Source organism: Kibdelosporangium banguiense, from assembly GCF_017876405.1.
Taxonomy (GTDB): domain Bacteria; phylum Actinomycetota; class Actinomycetes; order Mycobacteriales; family Pseudonocardiaceae; genus Kibdelosporangium; species Kibdelosporangium banguiense.
Genome location: NZ_JAGINW010000001.1, coordinates 10,768,973 through 10,794,814 on the forward strand (window position 1 = coordinate 10,768,973; position 25,842 = coordinate 10,794,814).

Sequence of the window (25,842 nt, forward strand, 5' to 3'; positions counted from 1 at the left end):
CCCGGCGGCCTCATTGCCGCGCGCCCTCCTGGCTCAGAGTCCAGTTAACTCATAGAGATCTGCCGGTTCAAGGAGGCGGTGGCCTTTTACCCCATTGGCCTCAATCGGTCATCACGCCATGAACCAGACATCCCATGATCTAGCCCACACGGGTGAGACGCGCTCCGGATCCACCATGAGAATGGGCCAAAATGCACACAGGCAGTGACGAGGACGGCAGGCAACAGCCTCTGCAAACAAATCTTTTCGTTTTCTTTCACTGCGCATCAACGCAGGGATACCCGGGTTGTCGGCAGGTTCGACAAGAACATTGAAATGCGCGCGCAGGTGCCGTGAGCCCGGATCGGACTCACGGCAAACCGGCACGGCGCTATGTCACTTTGTGGCGATGATGACTCCATGCGGCGTCCACCCGGGGAACGGGATCCGCTGGAAATCACGGAATCCCGCTTCGCTCAGGCACTTCTCGTGCTGAGCCCAGGAGTAGATCATCCCGCCCTCGGCAGGCAACGCCGCGAAGTAGACGCTGTCGAGGGCGGCGACGACCGGTCCGTCCCCCTCGTCGTTGGACATCGAGTTGAAGATGACCACACGGCCACCCTCCGGCAGAGCCTCGTATGCCTTGCGCAGCAACGTCGTGTTCTCTTCCAGCGTCCAGATCACGAGTTGGTGGGCGAACATGACCGTGTCGAACCCCTGCGGGAACGGGTCGCTGAACATGTCGCCCGTGATGACCGAGATCCGGTCGGCGTGACCGGCCTCGGAGATCTTCTTCTCCGTGATCGGACCGGTCGGCGGGATCTCGAACACAGTCACCGAGAGGTGGGGGTTCGCCTCCGCGAGCGCGATGGCGTTCACCGCGTCACCACCGCCGCAGTCAAGCAGCCTCGTGGTGGCACTCAGATCGAGCTTCTCGACCAGGTGCTGGTTGGCCAGCTCGGACCAGGACCTCATGTACCGGTAGAACACCGACTCCATGTGCGGGTTCTCACTGAGCCGGTGATAGAGGTCGCGGCCAGTGCCCCGCACGCGGCGCAGTCCGACATTGCTGTTGGTCCGCAGCGATTCGGTGAAGTCGAGCTGGCCCTCGTAGACGACGTACTGTTCGAACGCGACAGTGTCCTTGAAACGCTGCCAGTCGTCGGTGTCGATCAACTGTTCCAGGACTGCCGCGACGTGGTAGCGCCCGCTGTCCACTGTGAGCATGCCGGTCGAGGTGACCCCGAGCAGCAGTACATCCGTAGCCCGCTCTGCCAGCTGCAGCTTGGCGCCGATCTCGGCCCGGGTCAGCCCCGGGTTGTCCCGTACCAGTTCGAAGAGATCCAGCTCGCTGGCCGCGTTGAGATACTGGAAAGCGGCGTGCCCGAACAGGATCCAGGACAGCCCCGCCATGTCGAGTGGACTGTCACCCACCGGTGGGCCACCGGCAACGGCGGGAGAAGTCTTGTCAAAGGTCGCAGTCATCGTGTGAACGGCTCCTTGGAAGTGGGTGGTCATTCGCCCTTGTACTTGCTGTAGGCGGAAATCGGTTCGGGCCAGACCGCGTCGATGTGGGCCAGGCAGGCGTCGCGGGTTCCCGAGAATCCGCTTGCCCGCCAGCCGTCCGGAACCTCGCGGCCGGCCGGCCAGATCGAGTACTGCCCCAAGTGGTTGACAACGGTCTGGCAGGCGACCGAGCCATCGTCACCGAGAAAAGCTGACATCCTTCACAAACCTCCTCTCGTACGATCAGATCCGGGCGACGCGGCTGACGATGGTGGCGTTGCCCCACGTCTCGACATCGAGCGCAGCCGCGGGATGAGGGATCTCCGGTCCGCCATCGGGCAGTCCGTCCGTGCGATCGAGCACGCGGATGTCCACGGGGGACTCCGGCAGGTCCAGTTCGATGTGGACTTCACGGTCGGGCATGGCATGCAGCCACAGCTCCCAGGGTCCATGTCCGGCGTCCGAAGCCGGGCCGGGTCTGCCTTCCACCCGCCAGCCGCGCACCATGCCTTCCCGGATCGCTATCGAGATCTGGCGCGCGGACCGGCGGGAGCCGACGACAAGTTCGACCCGGCGCCCACCGGTAACGCGTTCACTGCGCACAACCTGCACGGTTGGCTCCGGGATGTCGTGCGCGATGGCGGGTGCCGACAGGAACTCACGCCGCCAACCCGGGAAATACCGTTCGAGAGACACCCGGTCCGGGCTGGTTCCCAGGTGTGTGCGAATTGCCAGGGTGGGTTGGTCGTCGCTGCTGATCCACCGAGCGGTTGCCTGGTCTGCGTCGAGCAGATAGCTGAGGTTCTCCGGCCGCGGGCCCTGCGGAGCCTTTCCGGTCAGGCGGCGTACCACTGCCATGGTGCTGAGGCCGAACGCCGCCAAGCGTACCGCGGACCGGATGCGGTGCGGCATCGCGACGGCGGCGAGTTCCCCCGACAGGTGAAGTACGACCGCTGCGGCCCCGCTGAGCCGGGGTGTCAGGCCATGGAACATCAAGCGGGACAGCGGAACCAGGATCATGGCCGCGGGAAGCGCCGCAGCTGAGCGCACCACGGCGTACCCAAGCCCACGCTGCTTCATCGCGCACGCGGCCAGGGCAGCCACGCCACCCAGCAGCGGCCAAGTGCTCAGATAGGTCGCCCCGGGCATGCGCAAGGCTGACGCGACAGATGCTACCGCCAGCGGTGCTGTCGCCACGACGATACGAGCTGCGTCCTTTGTAGGCAGTGCGCCGACAGCGCCGACAGCGCTGGCTGTTATCGCCAGATAGATGTCATGGGAGTCCTTGACGTCACCATGACGCCGGAACTCGGGATTGCGGTTACCGATCGTCTGCATGACCATCGTCGTACTGGCGGCGCTCAGCGCAAGCTTTCCGGCGATCTTGGCCGCCGCTGTGCCGAGTTGCTTTGCTGTGAAGCGGTTTCGCCGCCACACGACTGCGGCCGCAGCTGCCCAAGCAGCCGTCGCACCCACAGCCAGAGGCAACGCGAGCGCGGTCCGGTATCTCACCAGTCTGCCGGCACCCAGCGTGAAGAAGACATCATCCGATGAGCTACTTGCCTGGGCGGTGTCCAGCGCCAGCAGCCGCCGGGCAACCGAGAGCATGAGTTCGCCATGGTGCTGCACACTGCCCAGGTCGACGTGCTCGATATCGTCATGTGGTCCGTGGTAGTGCACGAAACCGTTGATGTGCGCGAAGTTCAGTCCTGCTGTCCCGCGCTGTTTGGCGATCGTGAAGTCGGTCGCGTTGTCCATCCGGCGATAGATCTCGTCGAACAGTGAACTCGCGAACACCGGTGCGCCGCTACGGGCGAGTTCCCTGATCACAGTGCTGTTGCTCGGCCCGGCCTCGAACATGAGCACCGGGCCGGACGTGCCGCGTGCGTCGAAGTTGCACGCGACAACGACATCGCGAGCAAGCGGATGCTCGTCGAAGAAAGCCTTCGCACCCAGCAGTCCGGCCTCTTCGCCGTCGCTCACCACAACAACAAGGTCGTTGCGCGGCTGCTTGTCCGCAGCCAGAACCCGCAAGGCCTCAAGCATCGCGGCTAATGGTGCTCCCGGGTCACTCGCGCCCGATCCCTGTGCGACGGAGTCGTAGTGCGTCATCAACAGAACGGCCCGGCCTTCGCTGGCGCCGGGTCGCCGCGCGATAATGTTGCGGACACGGCCGGCAGTCAGGTAGCGAGGCCCGTACGGGGTCGGGCCGAGATCATTGGTGGCGAAGGCATCCTGGATCTCGACGTCGAAGCCGAGTTCCTTGAGCTCCCGCAGAACGTACTCACGGACCCGATCGTTCTCCGGTGATCCGGTGGGATGCGGCGAGGACGCGATCGCCGGCAGATGACGACAGGCACGTGCCGAGGAGAACCGCGTTGACGGCGTGTCCCATCCCGCTGCTCGTGGCGGCCGGAGCGCGAACGTACCGTGCACGGCGGCACTCACGGCCACAATGGTTGGCCCCCAGTGGATTCCGAGCCGCCAGAGCCGCCGTGTCCCGCCCTTCACAGCTTGCGCAGCAGAGTCAGGCCGTCGAAGACCGGAAGGACCACTTTGTCCACCCGGTTGTCGCCGACCAGCCGGGCGTTGATGGATCGCAGCGAATCGGTCTCGGGATCGCTGACGTCCGGATCCGCAACCAGGCCCGACCAGAGCACGTTGTCCAGCAACATCAGGCCGCCCTGACGCAGCAACGTCAGGCAACGTTCGTAGTAGAGCTCATAGCTTTCCTTGTCGGCATCGACGAAAACGAAATCGACTGTGTCCGCGGCGCCACGGGCGATCATGGCGTCCAAACTCTCGACCGCGGGGCGTAGCTCCAGCTTGATCTTGTCGCGGACACCGGCCTTCTCCCAGTAGCGTTCGGCGATCGCCGTCCACTCCTCGCTGATGTCCAGCGCTGTGATCACGCCGTCGCCGGGCAGCGCACGGGCCATCGACAGGGTGCTGAAACCGGTGAACACACCGACCTCGATCACCGACCGCGCGCCGGTCAGGGACACCAGGAAGGCGAGCAGCCGGCCCTGTTCGGCAGGCACCAGCATCGTGGCCAGCGGCAGCCGCAGGGTCTCCGCCCGCAGTTGTCCGGCCAGCTCGTCCAACGCGGGGTTCACGTCGTCGATGTACTGACGGACCGCGTCGTCCACGACCACGTTGTGGATCACTGGGCACTCCCATCGGCAGGATTGGCGGTGGTCGGTTCCGGCACCGACTGCAGGCGGATCTGGCGGAACTGCTCGAGAACGCTCGTGGCCGCCCGCGTCGACCTCGCCGTGGCCAGCAGGCTGGGCGACTGGTCGCCGACGAAGTGCCGGCACACGCCCTGATGCGCCGAATAGGCCTCGTCGAGAGCCGACCGGAACGCGTCGACACAGTGCGGGTGCGACTCCCCCAGCCAGCGCCAGGCGTACGTACTGGACTTCAGGACCCGGACGAGTGCCTCGTGGTCACGCCAGTGCAGCCCGCTCATCTTCGGCGGCGCCACGGGTGGCATCAGGGTCGGTCTGATCTCGGAGTTGTACTGCGCTTCGTTGGCGTCCCCCGCGTATCGCAACGCCGCACGGCAGGCGTGCATGAGCCTGGTCGCGGCACCTGCTGCCGCCTCCGCGCCGAGGAAGTCATCCGTCATCGCGCAGTGGGTCAAGGCGGACACGGCGAGCGAGCAGCTTTGCGACAACACCATGAAGACGTGGTGTCCACGCACCCATCGACGCAGTGCGTCGTCGGGCTGTGGCGGTGCAGCACGGCCCGGATGACGCACCTGGCGAGGCCGCGGATTGCGATGCGGGTCGGCGATCCAGCCGAACGTCATGTCGAATCCATCGACCAGCGTTGCCCAGGTGACCTCGTCCAGGGCGGATCCCTGATCGGCAGCGACCTCCAGAATGCCGGTCAACGCTGTCGTACTCGCGTAGACCAGCAGTTGCAGGGCGGATCCGTGGTGACGGACGATGCCGAAGGCGAGATCGTTGTCCCGGTTGGCCTCCGACTCGGCTGGATCGGCTCCGACGGGTGCGTGTGCCGGCTCACCGAGATGGCGGCGAGCCCGTCTCGCGGCTTCCAGCAACGCCTGGGTGTCGCCGTTTTCGGCCGCTGTCAGGTAATGGCACGCCTTACGGGCCGATGCCGAGCCTTCCTCGCGCACCGCGGCCAGTCCGACAGGCAGGTCCTCGGGACGCCCCAGCCGAAATGGCAGTGCGACGACTCGGGTCAGATACTCGAGGTCCACTGTGGTTCCTTTCCGCGCCTCATCGGCTGCTCGGTCATCCCGGTCATTCGGCGGCGATCGCGGCAGGCGCGGGCAGGAAACCGATTCGCACCAGGTAGTCCAGGACGTCATGGGCGGCCTGCTCGGTGGTCGGCGGGCAACCGATCCCGCTGCCTGCCAGTAGCCGCAAGGTGCCAGCGCATTCCCGGGCGGGTTCTACTTCGTTGGCATGGCGGGGATCCAGTGCCCGGTGCGGCTCCGGATCGGCGTCGCGGATCAGGGGCACCAACGGGTACAGCGGATGCCCGGGCTCAGTGCCCAGTGCGCGGCGGCGGCCTTCGGCGAACGGCACGATGTCGAACTCGTAGCCGTAACTGGCCACCCAGTCGCAGAACGTGCTCAACGGCACGGGCGCCGGGTTGAACAGGTGAAAGAACTCGCCCAGTGCCTCCGGTTCACGGGAGATGTGCACCACCGCGGCGGCGACATAGTCGACCGGGACGATGTCGAAGATCCGCGGGTACTCCGGAAGGATCTTCATCGGCAGGAACCCGCGCATCGCCACAAGCAGGTAGTCGATGGTCTGCACGGCACCGGTGGCGGTATGACCGAGGATCAGCCCTGGCCGGAACACGGTGACCGGGATGCCTCGCCGTCGTGCGGCGTCGACGACTTTCTCGGCGACCCATTTGCTGCCGGTGTAACCGGCGGGCACTCCGACAGCGGAGTGCAAGGGGGCGTCGTTCTCCAGGAAGGGCCGCGGGCTGTGGGTGGCCAGCAGCGTGTCAATTGTGGAGATGTAGTGCACAGCCTTGAGTCGGGTGGTGCACGCGAGTTCGATGATCCGTTGCGTCCCGGTGACGTTGGGCGCTTTCAAGGCGGAGTACGGGTAGACGAAGTTGACCAGGGCACCATTGTGGTAGATCACATCGACAGTTCCGGCGAGTTCGTCCCAGACCTGCTGGGGCAGGCCCAGCAACGGCCCGGCGAGGTCGCCCACGACGCACCGGACACGGTGAAGCTGATCCTCGACGGAGATCTCGTAGAGCGCGAAGCCTTCACGAAGCCGTTGCAACGCATGCTCTTCGTCATCGGCCCTGCAGAGGCAGACGACCTCGGCGGCGGTCCGCCGGAGCAACTGCTCCACAAGGTGCAGGCCCAGGTATCCGGTCGCACCGGTGAGCAGGACACGGCTCGGGTCGCGCCAGTCTGCCCGCGGCAGGCCTTCCGGGGTGATGGCGTCGTCGAGGGTGCCGTCTGCTTCCAGCATCGCGGCATGCCTGCGAGCGAGTACCCCGGACAGGCCATCCCTGCGATAGACCGAGATCGTCTCCGCCACACCGGCCACAGTGGGCGTCTGGAAGAACTCGTGCAGCGGGATCTGGACGTCGTGCTGCGCGCTGAGCGTCTCCGACAGCCTCGCGATCATCATCGACGTGCCACCGAGTTCGAAGAAGTCCGCGTGCACGTCGAGCTGGTCCATCCGCAGTACTCGGCGAAAGGCGTCGGCGACCGATTGCTCCAGCTCGGTACGGGGAGCCGTGCGCACTTCGTGCGGCGAGGACGTCTCGGCCAGTTGCCTGGCAAGACCCAGCCGGTCCACCTTGCCGGTCGGCGTGCGTGGGAGCTCCGAGACCAGGTGAACGCGTTCCGGGATCATGTACTCGGGCAGCTCTGCCCGTAGAGCCGTGCGCAGATCCTCGACCGTGTGGCGGGTCGTGACGACTGCCGCCGCGAGCCGGGCACGTTCGGTTCCCGCGTCGAGCGCCACGACGACGGTTTCCGCTCCGTCCGCGGCGACGCGTACCGCGTTCTCGACTTCGGGCAGTTCGATGCGATGCCCCCGGATCTTCACCTGGTCATCGACCCGGCCGAGGAACTGCACGGTGCCGTCACGCAGCCGACGGCCGAGGTCTCCTGTGCGGTAGAGCCGCGCGCCCGTGACGCCGCTGAAGGGATCGGGCAGGAATCGTGCGGCCGTGAGCGACGGCCGGCGGTGGTATCCCGTGGCCAGACCTGCGCCCGTAATGACGATCTCCCCCGGTATGCCTGCGGGAACCGGTTGCAGGGCAGGGTCGACGACATGCATGCCGGCGTTGTCGACAGGCCGGCCGATCGGCACGGGTACGGGATATTCGTCCGCCGGTATCCGATACGCGGCCGCGTCGATCGTGGCTTCGGTGGGTCCGTAGAGATTGGCGGCCTGCGCTGACCACGTGGCGGCGATGCGGTTCAACAGTGCTGGCGTCAGCGGTTCGGCGCCGCTGAGCACCAGCCGGACCTGAGTGCACTCGCCCGCTGCCGGGTGGTCCAGCAACAGACCCAGCAAGGAAGGAACGCCTCCGATCACTGTGACCTTGCCGTCGCGGACCACTCTGACGAGCGCGGAGGGATCGTTCATGTCCTGTTCGGACGCGAGCTCGACGCACGCCCCGGTGCTCAGTGGCCAGAAGATCGCCCAGACTGATGGGTCGAAGCTGAACGCGTGGTTGTGCAGGACGACGTCCGACGGGGTCAGCGACCACTGGCGTTGCCGCCATCGGACGTTGTTGACCACGCTCTCGTGACGTACCAGCGCACCTTTGGGCCTGCCCGTGCTGCCGGACGTGTAGATCAGGTACGCGGCATCCTCACCAAGCGGTTCCGGGAGCGTGACTTCCGGTACCGCAGCGGTCAACTGGTCGATAAGCACGACCGGCTTGCCCACGTCGCCCACGGCGTGTGCGGCGTGTACGGCGGTCTCGGTGAGCACCAATGCCGGGTCGGAGTCGTCGAGCAGGTATCGGACCCGGTCTTCGGGATGGGCAGGGTCCACCGGTACGAAGGCCGCACCGGCCGCCAGCACGCCGAGGAAACCGGCGATCGCGTCCGGGCTGCGGCGAAGCCAGACCGCGACGCGATGGCCCGGCTCAACGCCGCGGCGCACGAGTTCGGCCGCGATCAGCTGGACCCGGGTGCCGAATTCGGCGTAGGTGAGGGTCTGTTCACCCATGCGCACTGCCGGGTTGTCCGGTGTCCGGCCGGCTTGCCTGCGGAACACGTCAAGCAGGGACACGGCTTCGATCGGCACTCGATCACCGGTGCCGGCGAGGACCGCCTGCACGGCGCTCTTCTCGTCGAGCAGGGACACGCTGTCCAAGGCGACACCGTCCGGGCCGTCAGCCAGCAGGTTCAGCAAAGTCCCGAACTGCGTGGCGATCGTGCGGACCTGGTCTTCGGAGAACAGTTGCCGGTCGTAGTCCAGTTGCAGCCGGATCACCGACTCGGCAACCCAGACGGTCAGTTCGATGTCATAGTCGGTCGTGCCCGCGCCTGGTGGAACCGAAATGATACCGCTGTCGTTGTCGCCGGCCACATGAACGAGTGTCTGGACGTAAGGGGCACGGCTGACGTCGCGGCGTGGCGGCACGACATCGAGCAGGTGCGCGAACGGAACGTCCACTGTGGGGGTTCGGATCTGCTGGGTGACTGCCGGAAGCAGATCCCGCAGGGCACCGCCGGGCTCCAGCGAACCGCGTACGGGCCGGATCCCGTCCAACGGACCGACGACCTGGCTCACGGATGCCGGACGTGTGATCCGTACGGCCGTCATCGCCTCTGTCGTGGCTTGGTAGCGCATCAGCAGGCCTAGCCACGCGGCCGTCGCTGTGGCGGTCCAGTCATCTGTTGTCTGCTGACTGTTGTGGGGCAGCGTCACGACAACGCTGCCGGTCTCCATGTTCTTGATCGCGGGTCGTTGGCGTTCGCCCGGGATCTCGGTCGCTGCCGGCGCGGACAACCAGCGGCCCCATTCAGCGACCCGGCCGGCGACATCGGGCTGCCGCAGTCGTGCCTCGCCTGCCTCGATCACGGTGCTGAGCGGTGGTCCGCCGGCCGAGCCGGGCGCGGCCAGCAGTTCACCGGCGAGCAGGTTCAACGAGGTCTCGTCAAGCACCAGGCGGAGACCCACCAGGACGATTTCCGAGTGGTCACCGGCCTGCAGGAGCAGGACGCGCAGGAGTGGGCCGTGTTCCACTGAAAACGGTTCGTTCAGCGCGGTGGTGATGTGTGTGCGGCTGTGCGAGTCGGTAGCACTCAGGTCGGCCAGCCGGAACGCCGTGTCGATCGTAGGCAGCACGAGCCGGACCGGACGCCCTTGGACCGTGGTGAAAACGCTGCGCAATGCCTCGTGACGGGCCGCTGCCTCCCCCAGCCTGAGCTGGATCTCGGCCGGGTCCACGGGGGCGGCGGTGTGGTACCGGCCGAGCACAGTCGCCCAGCGCGCACCACTGATCCCGCCGAGCAGCCACAGCCTTCGCTGCTCGGCGGACAACGGCTCGGCCGCGACAGCACCGTGCCGCGCAATGGCCAGCTGCAGAGCGCCGGAGAATGAGGAGCGATTGTCGACAGTGGTCACGGAGTTGCCTCCTTGGCAGCCCGGCGCGTGGTGACAGCGGCGGGCTCGGGTCGGACAGGCGTGAAGGACCAGTCATCGGTGCCGGCCATCTCGATGACCGGCGGAGCACCTGTCTCGCCGGCACCGGCGGTGCCCACTTCGCCGATGAGCTGTGTGAGGGACGCCGCGAGCCGGGCGATGGTCGGTTCGACGAAGAAGTCCGCCACCGGCACCCGGACACCCCAGTGCCGGTCGATGCTCTGCAGGAGATTCGCCGCGAGCAGGGAATGGCCGCCCAGCGCGAAGAAGTCGTCGGTGACGCCGACCTCGTCGACCTCCAGCAGGTCGCGCCACATCGTGGCGATCTTGACTTCCACGTCGCCGCGAGGTGCGACCCGATCGGCGACCGTGCCGATCCGGCGGCCTGTGCCGGCGAGTGCCCGGCGGTCCACTTTTCCGTGGGGATTCAAGGGAATGATCGGAACGCAGTACAACTCACCGGGAACTGCGCTCGCGGGAAGAACGCGGGCGGCTGTCTGACGTATCTGCGTGACCCACTCGTGTTCATCCGTACACGCGGTCTCGTCGGCCACCAGATAGGCCACGACTGCCGCCTCGCCGCCGCGATACTGGATCGCCGCCGCAGCGTCCGACACGTGAGCGCACGCACGCAACACGCTTTCCACTTCGCCGAGTTCGATGCGATGACCGCGTACCTTGACCTGATCGTCGGCTCGGCCGACGAACTCCAGCGTTCCGTCGTGCCGTTCCCTGACGAGGTCGCCTGTTCGGTACAGCCGTTGCCCGGATCCGTGGGGATCAGGGAGAAAACGCGCGGCGGTGAGCGCGGGCCGGTCGAGGTATCCAGCGGCGACGCCGAGTCCGCCGATCAGCAGTTCACCGACGAACCCGACTGGGATCGGCCGCAGGTCACGGTCAACGACCAACAGCCGGGTTCCGTCCAGCGGGCGTCCGAGTGAGACCGTTTCGCCACGCCCGACCCGGGCCGCGGTGGACCAGATCGTCGTCTCCGTCGGCCCGTAGAGGTTCCACAGCACATCGGCGCCGTTGGCGAGCGCGTCGGCCAGATCGGCGGACATCGCTTCCCCACCGCAAAGCACTCGAAGCCCGTGCCTGGGACGCCAGCCCGCCCCCAGCGCCATTCGCCAGGCCGCCGGAGTGGCTTGGGCCAAGGTGATGGCCGGGTCGTCCAGCAGGCGCGCCAACTCGGTGGGCTCCCGCTGTGCCGAGGCGGGCGCCACGTGGACCGAGCCGCCGACCATGAGCGTCCCCAGCAGCTCCAACAGCGAGATGTCGAACGCAGTCGTGGTCAGCGCCAGCATCCGGTCACGCCGCGTCATCTCCAGCCGCGCGGTCATCGCCTGCAGGAACTTCGCGAGGTTGCTGTGGCTGACCGCGACTCCCTTGGGCCGGCCGCTCGATCCCGAGGTGAACATGAGATAGGCGACGGCGTCCGGCTGGACCGGGACGGGCGCGGTGCTCTGGGACGGCGCATGCAGCAAGGAATGCGCTGGTATCGCCAGGTGCTGCAGTCCTTTGGGCAACGCGCAGGGATCATCGGTGACCACGGCGACGGGCTGGGCCTCGGCCAGGATGAGTTCGGTGCGGACGATCGGCGCTCTCGGGTCGATCGGAACATAGACCGCTCCCGCGCGCCAGCAGGCAAGCATCGCGAGAACCGGGAGCACGCCCCGCTCGACCTGGACGGCGACTCTGTCGCGAGGCCGGACACCGGCGCGGCGCAACAACGCACCCGCGCTGTCCATGAGCTGGGCCAGTTCGCGGTAGGTCAGTTTGATGTCGTTGTCCTGTACCGCGATCCGGGACGCCTGTTGCGTGTCGTAGTGCAGGACGCGCGGCCAGGCGAGGTCCCACGACGGTGGTTCGGGCAAGTCCGTCAGATCGTTGGTCCGGTCCGTCGCGCAAGCGTCTGCGACCAGAGGAGTGGCGGCGACGCTTGCCGGGGAGTCGCTGAGGATCCGCGTGATCACTTCTTGCAACGCGGAAGCCAGTACCTCGGCCGTCCCGGGATCGAACAGGGCGTCGGCGTACTCCAGGAAGCCAGCAAGTTCCCCGTTCTCGTCCTCGAACAGGAACAAGGACAGGTCGACCCGGGCCGCCCTGGTATCCACTTCGGACACGTCGGCGACCAGTCCGGGCAGCCGGTAGATTCGCTGGACACCCTGCTGCAGGCCGAACATGACCTGGAAGACAGGGTTGCGACCGGTCGACCGCTCCGGGCTGAGTGCCTCGACGATCTCCCCGAGCGGCAGTGTGGAGTGCTGGAGCACGTCGTCAAGCGACCGCTGGACGGTCGTGACCAGATCCGGCAGGCTGGGATTGGCACGCATGTCCACCCTCAGCGGACAGGTGTTGGCGAAGTAGCCGACTGTCCGCGCGAACTCGGGCCGCGCCCGGTTGGCCACCGGCAGCCCGATGATCAAGTCGTCCTGACCGCTTGCCCGGGACAGCACCACGGAAAGAGCTGTCAGCAGGACGGTGTAGGGCGTCACACCGGCCCTGGTTGCCCAGCCTCGCAGGCGGTCTGTGGTCGAGGAGTCCAAGGTGACGGGCAGTCGTGCCCCCGAGAACGACTGGAGCCGCGGCCGACGATGGTCGGTCGGAATGTCCAGGACCAACGGAGCGTCCCGCAGGGACCCCGACCAGAACTCCACTTGCTGGGCGTGTTGTTTGGCCTGCGTCTCGTCGGCAAGGTCGCCATGCCCGTCCCGGCCCCACAGCACGTAGTCCGCGAACTGGTACGGCGCTTCGGATTCCGCTGACGGGTTCCCAGCGTGTGCCTGCATCACCTCATCCAGCACGACCTGCAAGGACATGCCGTCGCAGACAGCGTGATGCACACACAGCAGCAACACGTGATGTCCGGGGGCGACGGCTGCGAGCAGGCAGCGCACCAGCGGTGGCTGTGCGAGGTTCCAAGGCCGCACGGCCTCGGCCCGCAGCAACGTGTCCAAGTCGTCCGGGCGCGCGTCCCGGACCTGACGCAGAGGTGCCGTCACCCCTTGCAGGACGACCTGGACAAGTCGGCCGTCCACGTGCCGTAGGCCAGTGCGCAGTGCTTCGTGCCGGTCGATCACGGTGTTCACCGCACGCTGCAAGGCGACAGGGTCGAGTTCACCACGTAGGTCCACTCGGACAGCCAGTACGTATGCCCGGTCTGCGTCCGGGTTGACCTGGTCGAGGAACCACAACCGTTCCTGTCCGGGCGACGCCGGGAAGACCAGCGCGCCCGCGGGCAGTCGGTCGATCATCAGGACTCCTTGGCGTGGGACTGAATACGCGGGGACGGCTCAGGTGGCGTGACGAACCTGGAGCGGTCGACGCGGGCGACCGGGGTGTTCCGAGCGGCCGTCACTGGCTGGTGTTGGAGGCCCGCCATCAGCTCGGCCTGCGTGGTGACGGTCCGGCGGCGGGACAGCGCAGCCAGGTCCACAGCGACGTCGAACTCGACTGACAGCAGATGTGCGAGCGTCGTCAGCAGTAGCGAGTGGCCTCCGACATCGCTGAAGTCATCCGTCACACCGAGCTCGGTCGTGCCCAGTGCGGCCCGCCAGCAGGCGGCCACGCGCCGTTCAGCGTCTGTCCGAGGAGCGACTCGCTCGCCCGATGTCACAGCCACGACAGGCAATTGCCGAACCGCTGCGCGGTCGAGCTTGCCGTGTGCGTTCCTGGGCAGTGCCTCAGAGACAGTGAATGCGCTCGGCACCATGTACGCGGGTAGCCGTCGCAGGAGGCGTTGCCGCAGACCGCGAACCCAGTCGGCCGCTGGATCGGGAACCGTGCCGGCGGCAACGAGGTGAGCGACGAGCTTGCGATCGTTGCCCGCGCCTTCGGCGAGCACCGCGACTTCCCGCAACTGGACTGTGGCGCGCAGGGCGGACTCGACTTCCCCCAGTTCGATCCGGAAGCCGCGCAGCTTGACTTGATCGTCGACCCGCCCGAGGAAGTCCAGCACGCCGTCCGGCCGCCAGCGCACGAGATCGCCGGTCCGGTAGAGGCGTTCCCCTGGACGGCTGCGGTCCGGCAGGAATCGGGCCGCGGTACCCGACCGCCATTCGGTGTATCCGAGCCCGACCCCCACCCCACCGATCAGGAGCTCGCCGGCGCCACCGGGCGGAACCGGGCGCATGTTCCCGTCCACGACTGCGAGGCTGGTGCCGCCCACTGGCCGGCCGATCGGGATGGGGTCGACCACATCCGCGGCAAGGGCGACGTAGGTCGAGTAGGTCGTGGTCTCGCTCGGACCGTACAGGTTGAACAAGCGCACGCCCGGCACTCGCTCGTGAACACCATGAACCAGAGACGCGGTCAGTGGTTCACCGGCGAGGTTGACCACTCGCAGACTCGTCGGCAACGCATCCCGCCCAACCAGTGTGGTGACCGCCGACGGCACGGTGTTGAGCAGCGTGCCGCCCTGCGTGACAGGACCTGGATCCAGCAGGTCCAGCACGCTGTCGAGCAGGCGGACCTTGGTTCCCGCCACGAGCGGGGCGAACAACTCGAAGATCGACAGGTCGAACGTGGCCGGGGTGACGGCGTACGTTTCCGCCAGGTCGTCCTGCGTGAACGCCGTGACTGCCCACCTCAGGAAGTTCGCGGCCGCCCGGTGCGGGATGACCACGCCTTTCGGGCGGCCGGTCGAGCCGGAGGTGAACAGCATGTACGCGGCGTTCTCACCATGGAGTTCCACCGCGGGGGCGGGCCTCGCGGACTGCCGTAGCATCTCGTCGAGGATCAGTGCCCGGACAGGCGAACCGCGCAGATGGTCGTCCAGTTGCTTGTCCGCCACCACGAACTTGGCTTTGGCGTCGGTGACGACCGCTTCCAGGCGCTGAGCCGGTGAGGTGGCGTCGAGCGGCACATAGGTGGCTCCGGCTCTGAGAATGCCGAGCAGGGCGGGCAGGAGTGAACGCCGCCGAGGCAGGAGGACAGCCACAGCGTCACCGACTTCGACACCACGCTCATGCAATGCCGCAGCGACGGCTGCGGACTGGTCCGTCAGTTCCCCATAGGTCAGGACACCGTCACGCGCGACGACTGCTGTCTCGTCGCGGTGCGTTGCCGCCGAGCCCAGGACAAGTTCGTGCATCAAGATCTCGTCGCCGGGCGGCGGTTCCGCAATCGCCCACTGCGCAAGCTGTTCGGCGTCCGCCTTGCTCACGGCGGTTACGTCATCAATGGGTGTCTTCGCACCGCGATCGATGGTGTCGACTACCGCGAGAAACGCCTCGCACACACGCGCGGCCAGCCACGGCTGGTATCGGGCGGGGTCGACCTCGACTCTGCCGACAAAACTGCCTTCATGTTCGGTCAGCAAGGTCGCCAGGCCGAACGGGCCGATGCTGGGCGGCGGCACGGCGACGTCGAACTCGAGACCGTGGACCTCCAGCGTTCCCACGCCGAGCAGGCCGGCCGCGGTTCCCTTCGGCGCGCCAGGAGTGTCCTGCTGCAGCAGCAATGCCACGTCCGGCACGGGAATCTCCGGCCCTCCGTCGGCCATCGACATCGCGACCAGCTCGGGATAGCTCAGCTTCTGATGCGCCATCGCACCGCGCAGAACGCGCGACGTGTGTTCGATCAGGTCGCCGACGGTGGCGGCTGAAGTATTCACCGGCAGCGCCACTGTGGACACGCGATAGTCGACCGCACGGATCGAGTCGCTGGACCTGCCATGCAGCGGGACAGCGACCGGCACCCGGACCGCGCCGCTGAGTCTGGCCAGCACCAGTGCTTTCACCGCGAGCAGGACCGCGAAACGAGTCACACCGCATTCCCGGGAAAGTGCCGTCAGGACACTGGTCCGCTCACGGCCGAGTGCCAACCGAGCGTGTACTGAAGTCCGGGCGTGGCTGGAGCGTTCGGCCGGTGTGTCGTCAAGGTGCGGCGCCGCCGGGAGTTGGAGCGCATCCACACCATGACTGAGCAGGTCCTTCCAGAAGGCCCAGGCACGATCAAGCCGACGGGGACCTGCTTCTTGCACCTCGCCCGGCGCGACTGGAGAGAGCGGAACATCGGCGAGGTGCGCGCCGAGCTCATCGACGAGCACGCCGACCGACCAGAGGTCGACCACCGCGTGATGCACAACGACCACAAGGATTCGCGGGAATCCTTCAGCGTGCACGATCTCCGCACGGAACAGCGGCCCTTCGGTGACACTCAGCACCACGCGGCAGCGTCGGGTCAGTTCCTGGGTGAGCGCGCTCGCCGTCATGTCCGGCGGCAGAAAGACAACTGAGCAGTATCGTTGCGGGTCAAAGGAGGATTCCGCCGGATCGACCACCTTCCGCCAGCCCGCATTGTCCCGTACCAGCCGAGTCCGGAGCGCGTCATGCCGTCGAACCAGTCCGGCCACCGCCGAAGTCAGCTTCTCAGTGTCCACTGTGTCCGCGATGCGAAGCGCAATCCCCAGCGTGGCCCCTGGAACGGCGGGGTCGACCTCGTGCAGCAGGGCCATCGCCTGTTGCCGCGGATTCGCCGTGGGACTGGGCATCGCCGGAGCCTCCTGTGCCGAGTGGATCTCGCCGGACGAGGGCAACGGTGCCAGCGGCGCGTGCGGCCGCTCGGCAGTCCTGTCGAACACATGAGGGGTTCTTGACGGATTCGTGTGAGAAAGTCCGCGCACACCGCTTCTTCTAACCGCATTCTGTCCGGACTGCCCGGCACGGCGGCGGCCATCCGGTAGCAAGGGTCTGGCCGTTGCCACACCGGGATGCTGCCTGGCCAGGGCACTTCCGCAAGCCCAGAAGGGCAGTCATGCCAGCTCCCCGATCCCTGGAAGCCCACCGCGACCCGATGCCCGGAGACAATGATCCCCTGGGCATCCGGTCGCTGCTGACCGGGCTGAACCTGCTTCGATCCCCGTTGGCGTTCCTACGGGAGGTCCGCGAGCAGCACGGTGTCCTGAGCGCGGTGCCCGCGCGACGGCCCCGCACTGTGTTCGCTCTCGGACCTGAGCAGGCACGCCAAGTCCTTACCAGGCAGGAGTTCCACTCCGACTCGTTCCGGCATCTGCGGCTGCCGCCCGGCTCGCCGATGATGCTGCTGACCAGCGGGCTGTTGCGACTCAACGGTGCGGTTCACCGCCGTCACCGGCAGGCAATGCAAACGTCCTTCTCGCCGCGACATGTTCGCGTGTACACCGGAACCATCGTCACCATGGCCGACGAGATGATCAGAGACTGGCAGCCCGGCGAGGCCATCGATCTGCACAAGGAGTTCGCGACTCTGGTCACCCGGGTCTCACTGTCCACAATGGCAGGACTGGACGATCGCGCCAAAGCCGGCAGGCTGCACGACGCCATGGCTGCCCTGGCCAAGGCAGCCAGCCATCCGCTGACCTCGCTGGTGCAGAAACCTCTTCCCGGCACGCCTTTCCGCAGAATGTCCAAGCTGGCCGACGAGGTCGAGCAGACTCTGCGCGATCTAGTGAAGGCACGCCAGGACCAACTGGCCGCCCCGGACTTGCTCGGCATGCTTTCGAGCCGGGATGAGAACGCCGCCGATTCCCTGTCCGAGTCGGAGATCATCGGTGAGGCGTACACCGCGTTGTGCCATGACAGTGTCGCGTCCGCGCTGTTCTGGACACTTGTTCTGCTCGACCAGCACCGGGAGTGGCGTGCGCGACTGGTCAAGGAGATCGCTCGAACGGCAGGCACCGTCGCACCTGCCCCGGAATTGTTCGACGACATGCCAGTGCTGGACTTCGTGGTCAAGGAAAGCCTGCGGCTGATACCACCGGCCAGCTTCGCGATCCGTTACGCCACCGAAGGTGCCAGCATCGACGGTCACCGGATACCGGCCGGTGCGATGGTCGTGGTCAGCGCGTTCGTGACGCATCGGGAGAAGGACTCGTTCCCCGATCCACTGCGGTTCGACCCCGGCCGCTGGCAGAACAACCGGCCCGCACAGCACATCTATTTCCCATTCGGCCTGGGCACCCACAGCTGTATCGGCCGCAGTCTGGCGCTGCTGGAGATCAAGGTCGTGCTGACCAGGATTCTCCAGCAGGCCCCGCTGGCCCTTGCCGGCGACACGGTGATCGACCCAGTGGTCCGGATCTCCACCGTGCCGGCCGAACCGGTCCAGGCGTTGGTGCTTTCCCCTGGCGCGGCGGTACCACCCAGGCACACCGTCACCGGGTCACTGACCGATGTCATCGATCTGCCCGCCTAGAGAGGACTGTCATGACGAGCCGACTCTTCACATCCGAATCGGTGACGGAGGGCCACCCGGACAAGATCTGCGACGCGATCAGTGACACCGTCCTGGACGCGTTGCTCTCCCAGGATCCCCGGTCGCGCGTGGCTGTCGAGACGTTGGTGACGACCGGCCAGGTGCATGTCGCCGGCGAGGTCACCACCAACGCGTACGTGGACATTCCCGGCCTGGTCCGCAGCAAGATCGTCGAGATCGGGTACGACTCGTCCGCCAAAGGGTTCGACGGCCTGTCCTGCGGTGTGAACGTCGCCATCGGCGCACAGTCACCGGACATCGCCCAAGGTGTGGACACCGCCTACGAGACCCGTGTGGAGGACGCCGAGGACACCATCGCCCGCCAGGGCGCGGGCGACCAGGGTCTGATGTTCGGTTACGCCTGCACCGACACGCTTGAGTTGATGCCATTGCCGATCGCGTTGGCACATCGGCTCTCCCGGCGGCTGACGGCTGTCCGCAAGCAGGGCCACGTCCCGTACCTGCGCCCCGACGGCAAGACACAGGTGACCATCGAATACGCCGATGACCAGCCCGTCCGGCTCGACACCGTCGTCGTGTCCACTCAGCACGCGGATGGGATCGACTTGGACCAGCTGCTCGGCGTCGACATCCGGGAGCTGGTCGTCGAGCCGGAGATCTCCGGGCTGGACCTCGACACGTCCAGTGTGCGGCTGCTGGTGAACCCGACCGGTCGTTTCGTGGTCGGTGGCCCGATGGGCGACGCCGGCCTGACCGGGCGCAAGATCATCGTCGATACGTACGGCGGCATGGCCCGGCACGGCGGTGGCGCGTTCTCCGGGAAGGATCCATCCAAAGTAGACCGCTCGGCCGCCTACGCGATGCGTTGGGTCGCCAAGAACGCGGTGGCCGCAGGCCTGGCACAGCGGATCGAGGTCCAGGTGGCGTACGCGATCGGCAAAGCCAACCCGGTCGGCCTGTTCGTGGAGACCTTCGGCACCGAGACCGTGGACCCAGTCCGGATCCGGCAGGCCGTCAACGATGTGTTCGACCTGCGACCGGCGGCGATCATCCGCGACCTGGACCTGCTGCGTCCGCTCTACGCCGCGACCGCCGCGTACGGCCACTTCGGCCGCACTGACATCGATCTCCCCTGGGAACGCACAGATCGAGCCGACGCGCTCAAGCAGGCAGCGACCGAGTGAACCACCCCAGCACCCGATTGGACCCCACGCATGCGCCTTCTCATCACCGGCTCGATCGCCACGGACCACCTGATGACCTACCCGGGCCGGTTCGGCGACCAGTTCATCGCCGGCAAGCTCGACCGGATCTCGCTGTCGTTCCTCGTCGACGAACTGGTGGTGCGGCGCGGCGGGGTCGCCGCGAACATCGCATTCGGCCTGGCCGCCCTCGGGTTCAATCCGGTGCTCGTCGGCGCGGCCGGCACGGACTTCGACGACTACCGGTCGTGGCTCGATCGGCACGGCGTACAGACCCATGGTGTACACGTGGCGCCTGAACTGCACACCGCCCGCTTCCTCTGCACCACCGACGAGGCCCAGAACCAGATCGCGTCGTTCTACGCCGGGGCGATGAGGCAGGCGCACACCATCGAACTCGCACCGGTGGTGTCCAGGGCCGGTGGCGTCGATCTGGTGCACATCGCTCCGAACGATCCACGCGCGATGATCCGGCACACCCAGGAATGCCGCGAGCGCGGCTACCGGTTCGCCGCCGACCCGTCCCAGCAGCTCGCCCGCATGGACGGCGAGGAGATCCGGGCTCTCACCCAGGGCGCGCACGTGCTGTTCACCAACGAGTACGAACACGAGCTGTTGCTGTCCAAGTCGAAGTGGACCAAGACCCAGGTATTGGACCAGGTCGGCCTGTGGGTCACCACGTTGGCCGAACATGGTGTCCTGCTCGAGTCCGCGGATCGTCCGGCGATCCGGATCCCAGCCGCTCCCGCTGTGTCCATAGTAGATCCCACAGGTGTCGGCGACGCCTTCCGCGCGGGTTTCCTCGGCGGTATGGCGTGGGGCCTCGACGAAGTCTTCTCAGCCAAGGTCGGCTGCACGCTCGCGACTCTGGTCCTGGAAAGCACCGGAGCACAGGAGTACGTGTACTCAGCCGAGGACTTCTCCCGGCGCCTGAGCGACGCATACGGTCCGGAGCTTGTCACTGCCGTCTCGGATGCGTCATGAGCAGCCTGTTGAACGCTTTGCAGGAGCGTGTTGTCGTCGCGGACGGTGCGATGGGTACCGCGTTGCAGGCGCATGACCTGTCGTTGGACGATTTCGCTGGTCTTGAGGGCTGTAACGAGATCTTGAACGTGACCCGGCCGGATGTGGTGCGCGGGGTGCACCGGGGTTATTTCGAGGCCGGTGCGGACGCGGTGGAGACCAATACGTTCGGCGCGAACCTGGCCAATCTGGCCGAGTACGACATCCCGGACCGGATTCGGGAGTTGTCGCTGGCAGGCGCCCGGCTCGCGCGGGACGTGGCCGACGAGTTCAGTACCCCGGAGCGGCCGCGGTTCGTGTTGGGGTCGGTGGGGCCGGGTACCAAGCTGCCGACTCTGGGGCACGCGAAGTTCACCGATTTGCGTGACGCCTACACCGACTCGGTGCGGGGTCTGCTCGAAGGTGGTATCGACGCGGTGGTCGTGGAGACCTCGCAGGACCTGTTGCAGACCAAGGCCGCGATCATCGGCGCCCGGCACGCGATGCACCGTGAGGGCCGTGCGGTCCCGGTGATCGCGCAGGTGACCGTGGAGACGACCGGCACGATGCTGCTCGGCTCGGAGATCGGTGCCGCGCTGGCGGCGTTGGAACCGCTGGGGATTGATCTGATCGGGTTGAACTGCGCGACCGGTCCGGCCGAGATGAGCGAGCACCTGCGGCACCTGGCCAAGCACGCCCGGATCGGGTTGTCGGTGATGCCGAACGCCGGCCTGCCGCAGCTCGGGCCGGACGGCGCGGTCTACCCGCTGGGGCCCGAGGAGCTGGCCGGGGCGTTGGCGACGTTCGTGACGGAGTTCGGCGCGCGCCTGGTCGGCGGCTGCTGCGGCACCACCAGCGCGCACATCAGGGCAGTCTCCGACGCGGTCCGGAATCTCACTCCCCGAGACCGGCGGCCGCGGCCGGAGCCGGGCGTGTCGTCGCTCTACCAGGCCGTGCCGTTCCGGCAGGACACCTCGGTGTTGATGATCGGCGAGCGGACCAACGCCAACGGCTCCAAGGTGTTTCGTGAGGCGATGCTGGCTGGCCGGTTCGAGGACTGTGTGGAGATCGCGCGTGACCAGACCCGCGATGGTGCTCACCTGCTGGATCTCTGTGTGGACTACGTCGGCCGCGACGGCGTGGCCGACATGACCGAGATCGCCGGCCGGCTGGCGACCGCGTCCACGCTGCCGATCATGCTCGACTCGACCGAGGTGAACGTCCTGGAAGCCGGGCTGCGGCAGCTCGGCGGCCGGTGCGCGATCAACTCGGTGAACTTCGAGGACGGCGACGGGCCCGAGTCCCGGTATCACCGCACGATGGAGCTGGTCACCGAGTACGGCGCCGCGGTGGTCGCGTTGTGCATCGACGAGACCGGCCAGGCCCGTACCGCGGACACCAAACTCGCGGTGGCCACGCGCCTGATCGAGGACCTCACCCGCCGGTGGGGGATGCGGGCCTGCGACATCATCATCGACACGTTGACCTTCACCATCGCCACCGGTCAGGAGGAGTCACGGCGGGACGCCGCGGAGACGATCGAGTCGATCCGGCAGCTCAAGCAGCGTTATCCCGACGTGCAGACGACGCTCGGCCTTTCGAATGTCTCCTTCGGGCTCAACCCGGCCGCCCGCCAGGTACTCAACTCGGTCTTCCTGCACGAATGCGTCCAAGCGGGCCTGGATACCGCGATCGTGCACGCGTCCAAGATCCTGCCGATGGCCCGGATCCCCGACGAGCAGCGCACGGTCGCGCTGGATCTGGTCTACGACAGGCGATCCGAGGGCTACGACCCGCTGACCCGGTTCATGGAGCTGTTCGAGGGCGTCACGGCCTCGTCGAACAAGGCGTCGCGTGCCGAGGAGTTGGCGGGGCTGCCGTTGTTCGAACGGCTGGAGCGTCGGATCGTCGACGGCGAGCGCAACGGCCTGGACGGCGATCTGGAGGAGGCGCTGACCCAGCGGCCGGCGTTGGAGATCATCAACAACACGCTGCTGTCCGGGATGAAGACGGTGGGGGAGTTGTTCGGGTCGGGGCAGATGCAGTTGCCGTTCGTGCTGCAGTCCGCGGAGGTGATGAAGGCCGCGGTGGCGTATCTGGAACCGCATATGGACAAGAGCGACGACGCGGGCAAGGGCCGGATCGTGCTGGCCACGGTCAAGGGCGATGTGCACGACATCGGCAAGAACCTGGTGGACATCATCCTGTCCAACAACGGCTACGAGGTGGTCAACATCGGCATCAAGCAGCCGATCACCACCATTCTGGACGCCGCGGCCGAGCACCGCGCCGACGTGATCGGCATGTCCGGGCTGCTGGTCAAGTCCACCGTGATCATGAAGGAGAACCTCGAGGAGATGAACTCCCGGGGTGTGGCCGCGCGCTGGCCGGTCCTGCTCGGCGGCGCCGCCCTGACCCGGGCCTATGTCGAGAACGACCTGACCGAGATGTACTTCGGTGATGTCCGCTACGCCCGGGATGCGTTCGAGGGCCTGCGGTTGATGGACGCGATCATGGCCGCCAAACGCGGCGAATCCCCGCTGGTGGACCCGGAAGCCGAAGCCGCAGCGGCTGAACGTAAGGCTCGCCGGGAACGAGCGTTGCGCATCGCGGAGGCACGCAAAGCCGACGAGGCGGCCGAACCGGTGGCCGAGCGGTCCACTGTGGCCACTGGTGTCCCGATCCCGGCGCCGCCGTTCTGGGGAAGCCGTGTGGTGCGGGGTATCCCGGTCGCCGACTACGCCGCGATGCTCGACGAACGCGCGACTTTCCTTGGCCAGTGGGGACTGCGCGGCACACGCACCGGGACGGGACCGTCCTATGAGGAGCTTGTCGAATCCGAAGGACGACCGAGGCTGCGGGCCTGGATGGAACGCCTTGCCACACAAGGAGTCCTCGCCCACGCTGCAGTCGTCTATGGGTATTTCCCTTGCGTCGCCGAGGGCGACGACCTGGTCATCCTGTCCGAGCCGACCATCGACGCGCCAGAACGGACCCGGTTCACCTTCCCGCGGCAGCGCACGCAACGCAGGCTCTGCCTGGCCGACTTCTTCCGCCCGCGGGACGCGGGCGAGGTCGATGTGGTGGCGTTCCAGCTGGTCACCATGGGTCAGCCGATCGCCGACGCGGCCGCGGAACTGTTCGCCGCCGACGCCTACCGCGACTACCTCGAACTTCACGGCCTCGGCGTCCAGCTCACCGAGGCACTCGCCGAGTACTGGCATCGGCGCGTGCGCGGCGAACTGCTGTGGGCGACCGGGCGGCCGGTGGCCGATGAGGACCCGGATCACATCGAGGAGTTCTTCGAACTCGGATACCGTGGAGCGAGGTTCTCCCTCGGCTACGGCGCCTGCCCGAACCTGGAGGACCGCGCCAAGATCGTGGAACTGCTCGAGCCCGAACGCGTCGGCGTCAAGCTCTCCGAGGAGTTCCAGCTGCATCCGGAGCAGTCCACCGACGCGATCGTGCTGCACCATCCGGAGGCCAAATACTTCAACACCTCATCCAACCACTGACCCTTCGCACCAGGGAGCACCATGTCCACCGAGAGGCTGCAGTCCCGCAACGGCATCGACTTCGCTGTCGCGGACCTGTCACTGGCCGAGTTCGGCCGCAAGGAGATCAGACTGGCCGAGCACGAGATGCCCGGTCTGATGGCGTTGCGCCGGGAGTACGCCGGCGTCAATCCCCTACTCGGAGCCCGCGTTTCCGGATCACTGCACATGACTGTGCAGACAGCCGTGCTGATCGAGACCCTGACCGCGCTCGGAGCGGAAGTACGGTGGGCGTCCTGCAACATATTCTCCACACAGGACCATGCCGCTGCCGCAGTCGCGATCGGACCGACTGGCACCGCGGACGAACCAGCGGGAGTGCCCGTGTTCGCTTGGAAAGGCGAATCGCTGCCCGAGTACTGGTGGTGCACCGAACAGATGCTGACGTGGCCGGACGGCCAAGGCCCCAACATGCTGCTCGACGACGGCGGCGACGCCACACTACTGGTGCACAAGGGCATGCAGTACGAGAAAGCCGGCGTGGTTCCTGACGCCACCGATGACGACTCGGCCGAATGGCAAGTCTTCCTGGAGTTGTTGAAGAAGTCACTGGCCGCCGATTCAGGCAAGTGGACCACAATGGCCAACGGCATTCGCGGCGTCACCGAGGAGACCACGACTGGCGTGATGCGCCTGTATCAGCTCGCAGCGGCCGGCGACCTGCTGTTCCCCGCGATCAACGTGAATGACGCTGTCACGAAGTCCAAGTTCGACAATCGTTATGGTATCAGGCATTCACTCATCGACGGCATCAACCGCGGCACAGATGTCCTGATCGGCGGCAAGGTCGCGGTCGTCTGCGGCTACGGCGATGTCGGAAAGGGCGCGGCAGAGTCTCTGCGCGGCCAGGGAGCTCGTGTGATCGTGACCGAGATCGACCCCATCTGCGCCCTGCAAGCCGCCATGGACGGATACGAAGTCCAACGGCTCGACGACATCCTGGACCGGGCCGACATCATCATCACGACAACCGGCAACAAGGACGTTGTGACCGCCGATCACATGTCCCGGATGAAGCATCAGGCGATCGTCGGCAACATCGGCCACTTCGACAACGAGATCGACATCGCCGGTCTCGCCCGCATCCCCGGAATCCGCCGTGTCAACATCAAGCCCCAAGTGGACGAATGGGTCCTGCCCTCCGAACGCTCGATCATCGTGTTGTCCGAAGGCCGCCTGCTGAACCTGGGCAACGCCACCGGCCACCCGAGCTTCGTGATGTCGAACAGTTTCTCCAACCAGGTGATCGCCCAGATCGAGCTCTTCAGCAAACACTCCGAGTACGACCGCGAGGTCTACCGCCTGCCCAAACAACTCGACGAGAAGGTCGCCCAGATCCACCTCGTCGCCCTCGGCGGCAACCTCACCACCCTCACCAAAGACCAAGCGGAGTACATCGGCATCGACCCAGCTGGCCCTTACAAACCCGATCACTATCGCTATTAGAAGTCAGCAGCCTTTGTCAGATCTCGCCTGGTGACAGCTTGTCAAAGCTGCGCCGCGGCTGGTCACAGGACTAAGGTTGTCCCATGAACCGAACCCTTGGGTTTCATGCCACGAGGGCGAGACCTTGACAATAGCCTACGCGGGTTTCGCGCGGGGTTCGGTATTCGAGTGTCGAATGTAGACGGTCGTGGATGTGGTAGCTGAGATAGGCGAACACCGCCCGCCGGGCATCCTGTCGGGCGGCCCACACCCTTCTGGCGTCCTTGTGGTCAAAGGGCGTAATGCTGTCGGGCCCCGCCCCGTCGAGGTCGAGGAGCCGCACGGTCCCGGGAC

Annotated in this window: 13 protein-coding genes; 5 read left to right on the forward strand and 8 right to left on the reverse strand. The window is 66.6% G+C overall.

What is annotated here, in order from left to right; translation table 11 throughout:
- Window positions 1-375: 375 nt before the first annotated feature.
- From JOF56_RS48250 to JOF56_RS48285, 8 genes are read right to left on the reverse strand one after another with little or no spacing between them, the layout of a single operon-like run.
- Window positions 376-1,464, reverse strand: coding sequence for a methyltransferase (locus tag JOF56_RS48250; protein WP_281065599.1), 1,089 nt, complete (start codon window positions 1,462-1,464; stop codon window positions 376-378).
- 29 nt (window positions 1,465-1,493) lie between these two features.
- Complete coding sequence (locus JOF56_RS48255; protein ID WP_209646196.1) at window positions 1,494-1,703, reverse strand: MbtH family protein; 210 nt, start codon at window positions 1,701-1,703, stop codon at window positions 1,494-1,496.
- A gap of 25 nt (window positions 1,704-1,728) precedes the next feature.
- The gene (locus JOF56_RS48260) at window positions 1,729-3,933 is read right to left on the reverse strand and encodes a M28 family peptidase (RefSeq protein WP_209646197.1); all 2,205 of its coding nucleotides are present in this window, start codon (window positions 3,931-3,933) and stop codon (window positions 1,729-1,731) included.
- A 59-nt stretch (window positions 3,934-3,992) separates the two neighbouring features.
- Window positions 3,993-4,652 carry a class I SAM-dependent methyltransferase gene (locus tag JOF56_RS48265; protein WP_209646198.1) on the reverse strand — a complete coding sequence of 220 codons (660 nt, stop codon included), beginning with the start codon at window positions 4,650-4,652 and terminating at the stop codon, window positions 3,993-3,995.
- Window positions 4,649-5,716, reverse strand: coding sequence for a 3-methyl-L-tyrosine peroxygenase-related protein (locus JOF56_RS48270; RefSeq protein WP_209646199.1), 1,068 nt, complete (start codon window positions 5,714-5,716; stop codon window positions 4,649-4,651). Before JOF56_RS48270 ends, JOF56_RS48265 begins: the two co-directional genes overlap by 4 nt.
- Before the next feature lie 43 nt (window positions 5,717-5,759).
- Window positions 5,760-10,091: a non-ribosomal peptide synthetase gene (locus JOF56_RS48275; RefSeq protein WP_209646200.1), complete on the reverse strand. Its 4,332-nt coding sequence runs from the start codon at window positions 10,089-10,091 to the stop codon at window positions 5,760-5,762.
- Window positions 10,088-13,363 carry a non-ribosomal peptide synthetase gene (locus JOF56_RS48280; RefSeq protein WP_209646201.1) on the reverse strand — a complete coding sequence of 1,092 codons (3,276 nt, stop codon included), beginning with the start codon at window positions 13,361-13,363 and terminating at the stop codon, window positions 10,088-10,090. The genes JOF56_RS48275 and JOF56_RS48280 overlap by 4 nt, the downstream gene beginning before the upstream one ends.
- Complete coding sequence (locus JOF56_RS48285; protein ID WP_209646202.1) at window positions 13,363-16,692, reverse strand: non-ribosomal peptide synthetase; 3,330 nt, start codon at window positions 16,690-16,692, stop codon at window positions 13,363-13,365. Before JOF56_RS48285 ends, JOF56_RS48280 begins: the two co-directional genes overlap by 1 nt.
- A gap of 173 nt (window positions 16,693-16,865) precedes the next feature.
- Between JOF56_RS48285 and JOF56_RS48290 the strand changes: the two genes are divergently transcribed.
- From JOF56_RS48290 to ahcY, 5 genes are read left to right on the forward strand one after another with little or no spacing between them, the layout of a single operon-like run.
- Window positions 16,866-18,284, forward strand: a complete 1,419-nt coding sequence (locus JOF56_RS48290; RefSeq protein WP_209646203.1) for a cytochrome P450 — start codon at window positions 16,866-16,868, stop codon at window positions 18,282-18,284.
- Between the two features lie 11 nt (window positions 18,285-18,295).
- Window positions 18,296-19,489, forward strand: coding sequence for a methionine adenosyltransferase (gene metK / locus JOF56_RS48295; protein WP_209646204.1), 1,194 nt, complete (start codon window positions 18,296-18,298; stop codon window positions 19,487-19,489).
- 30 nt (window positions 19,490-19,519) lie between these two features.
- Window positions 19,520-20,491 carry a carbohydrate kinase family protein gene (locus JOF56_RS48300; RefSeq protein WP_209646205.1) on the forward strand — a complete coding sequence of 324 codons (972 nt, stop codon included), beginning with the start codon at window positions 19,520-19,522 and terminating at the stop codon, window positions 20,489-20,491.
- The gene (metH, locus tag JOF56_RS48305) at window positions 20,488-24,024 is read left to right on the forward strand and encodes a methionine synthase (protein WP_209646206.1); all 3,537 of its coding nucleotides are present in this window, start codon (window positions 20,488-20,490) and stop codon (window positions 24,022-24,024) included. The genes JOF56_RS48300 and metH overlap by 4 nt, the downstream gene beginning before the upstream one ends.
- A gap of 21 nt (window positions 24,025-24,045) precedes the next feature.
- A complete protein-coding gene (gene ahcY, locus JOF56_RS48310) occupies window positions 24,046-25,509 on the forward strand; it encodes an adenosylhomocysteinase (RefSeq protein ID WP_209646207.1) in 1,464 nt (487 codons plus the stop codon).
- The last annotated feature ends 333 nt before the right edge of the window (window positions 25,510-25,842 follow it).

What these genes read in the sequence shown, in the direction of transcription:
- metK (WP_209646204.1), top strand. Translation starts at nt 18,296, where the DNA reads ATGACGAGCCGACTCTTCACATCCGAATCGGTGACGGAGGGCCACCCG.
- metH (WP_209646206.1), top strand. Translation starts at nt 20,488, where the DNA reads ATGAGCAGCCTGTTGAACGCTTTGCAGGAGCGTGTTGTCGTCGCGGAC.
- JOF56_RS48300 (WP_209646205.1), top strand. Translation starts at nt 19,520, where the DNA reads ATGCGCCTTCTCATCACCGGCTCGATCGCCACGGACCACCTGATGACC.
- JOF56_RS48255 (WP_209646196.1), bottom strand. Translation starts at nt 1,703, where the DNA reads ATGTCAGCTTTTCTCGGTGACGATGGCTCGGTCGCCTGCCAGACCGTT.
- JOF56_RS48250 (WP_281065599.1), bottom strand. Translation starts at nt 1,464, where the DNA reads ATGACTGCGACCTTTGACAAGACTTCTCCCGCCGTTGCCGGTGGCCCA.
- JOF56_RS48280 (WP_209646201.1), bottom strand. Translation starts at nt 13,363, where the DNA reads ATGATCGACCGACTGCCCGCGGGCGCGCTGGTCTTCCCGGCGTCGCCC.
- ahcY (WP_209646207.1), top strand. Translation starts at nt 24,046, where the DNA reads ATGTCCACCGAGAGGCTGCAGTCCCGCAACGGCATCGACTTCGCTGTC.
- JOF56_RS48290 (WP_209646203.1), top strand. Translation starts at nt 16,866, where the DNA reads ATGCCAGCTCCCCGATCCCTGGAAGCCCACCGCGACCCGATGCCCGGA.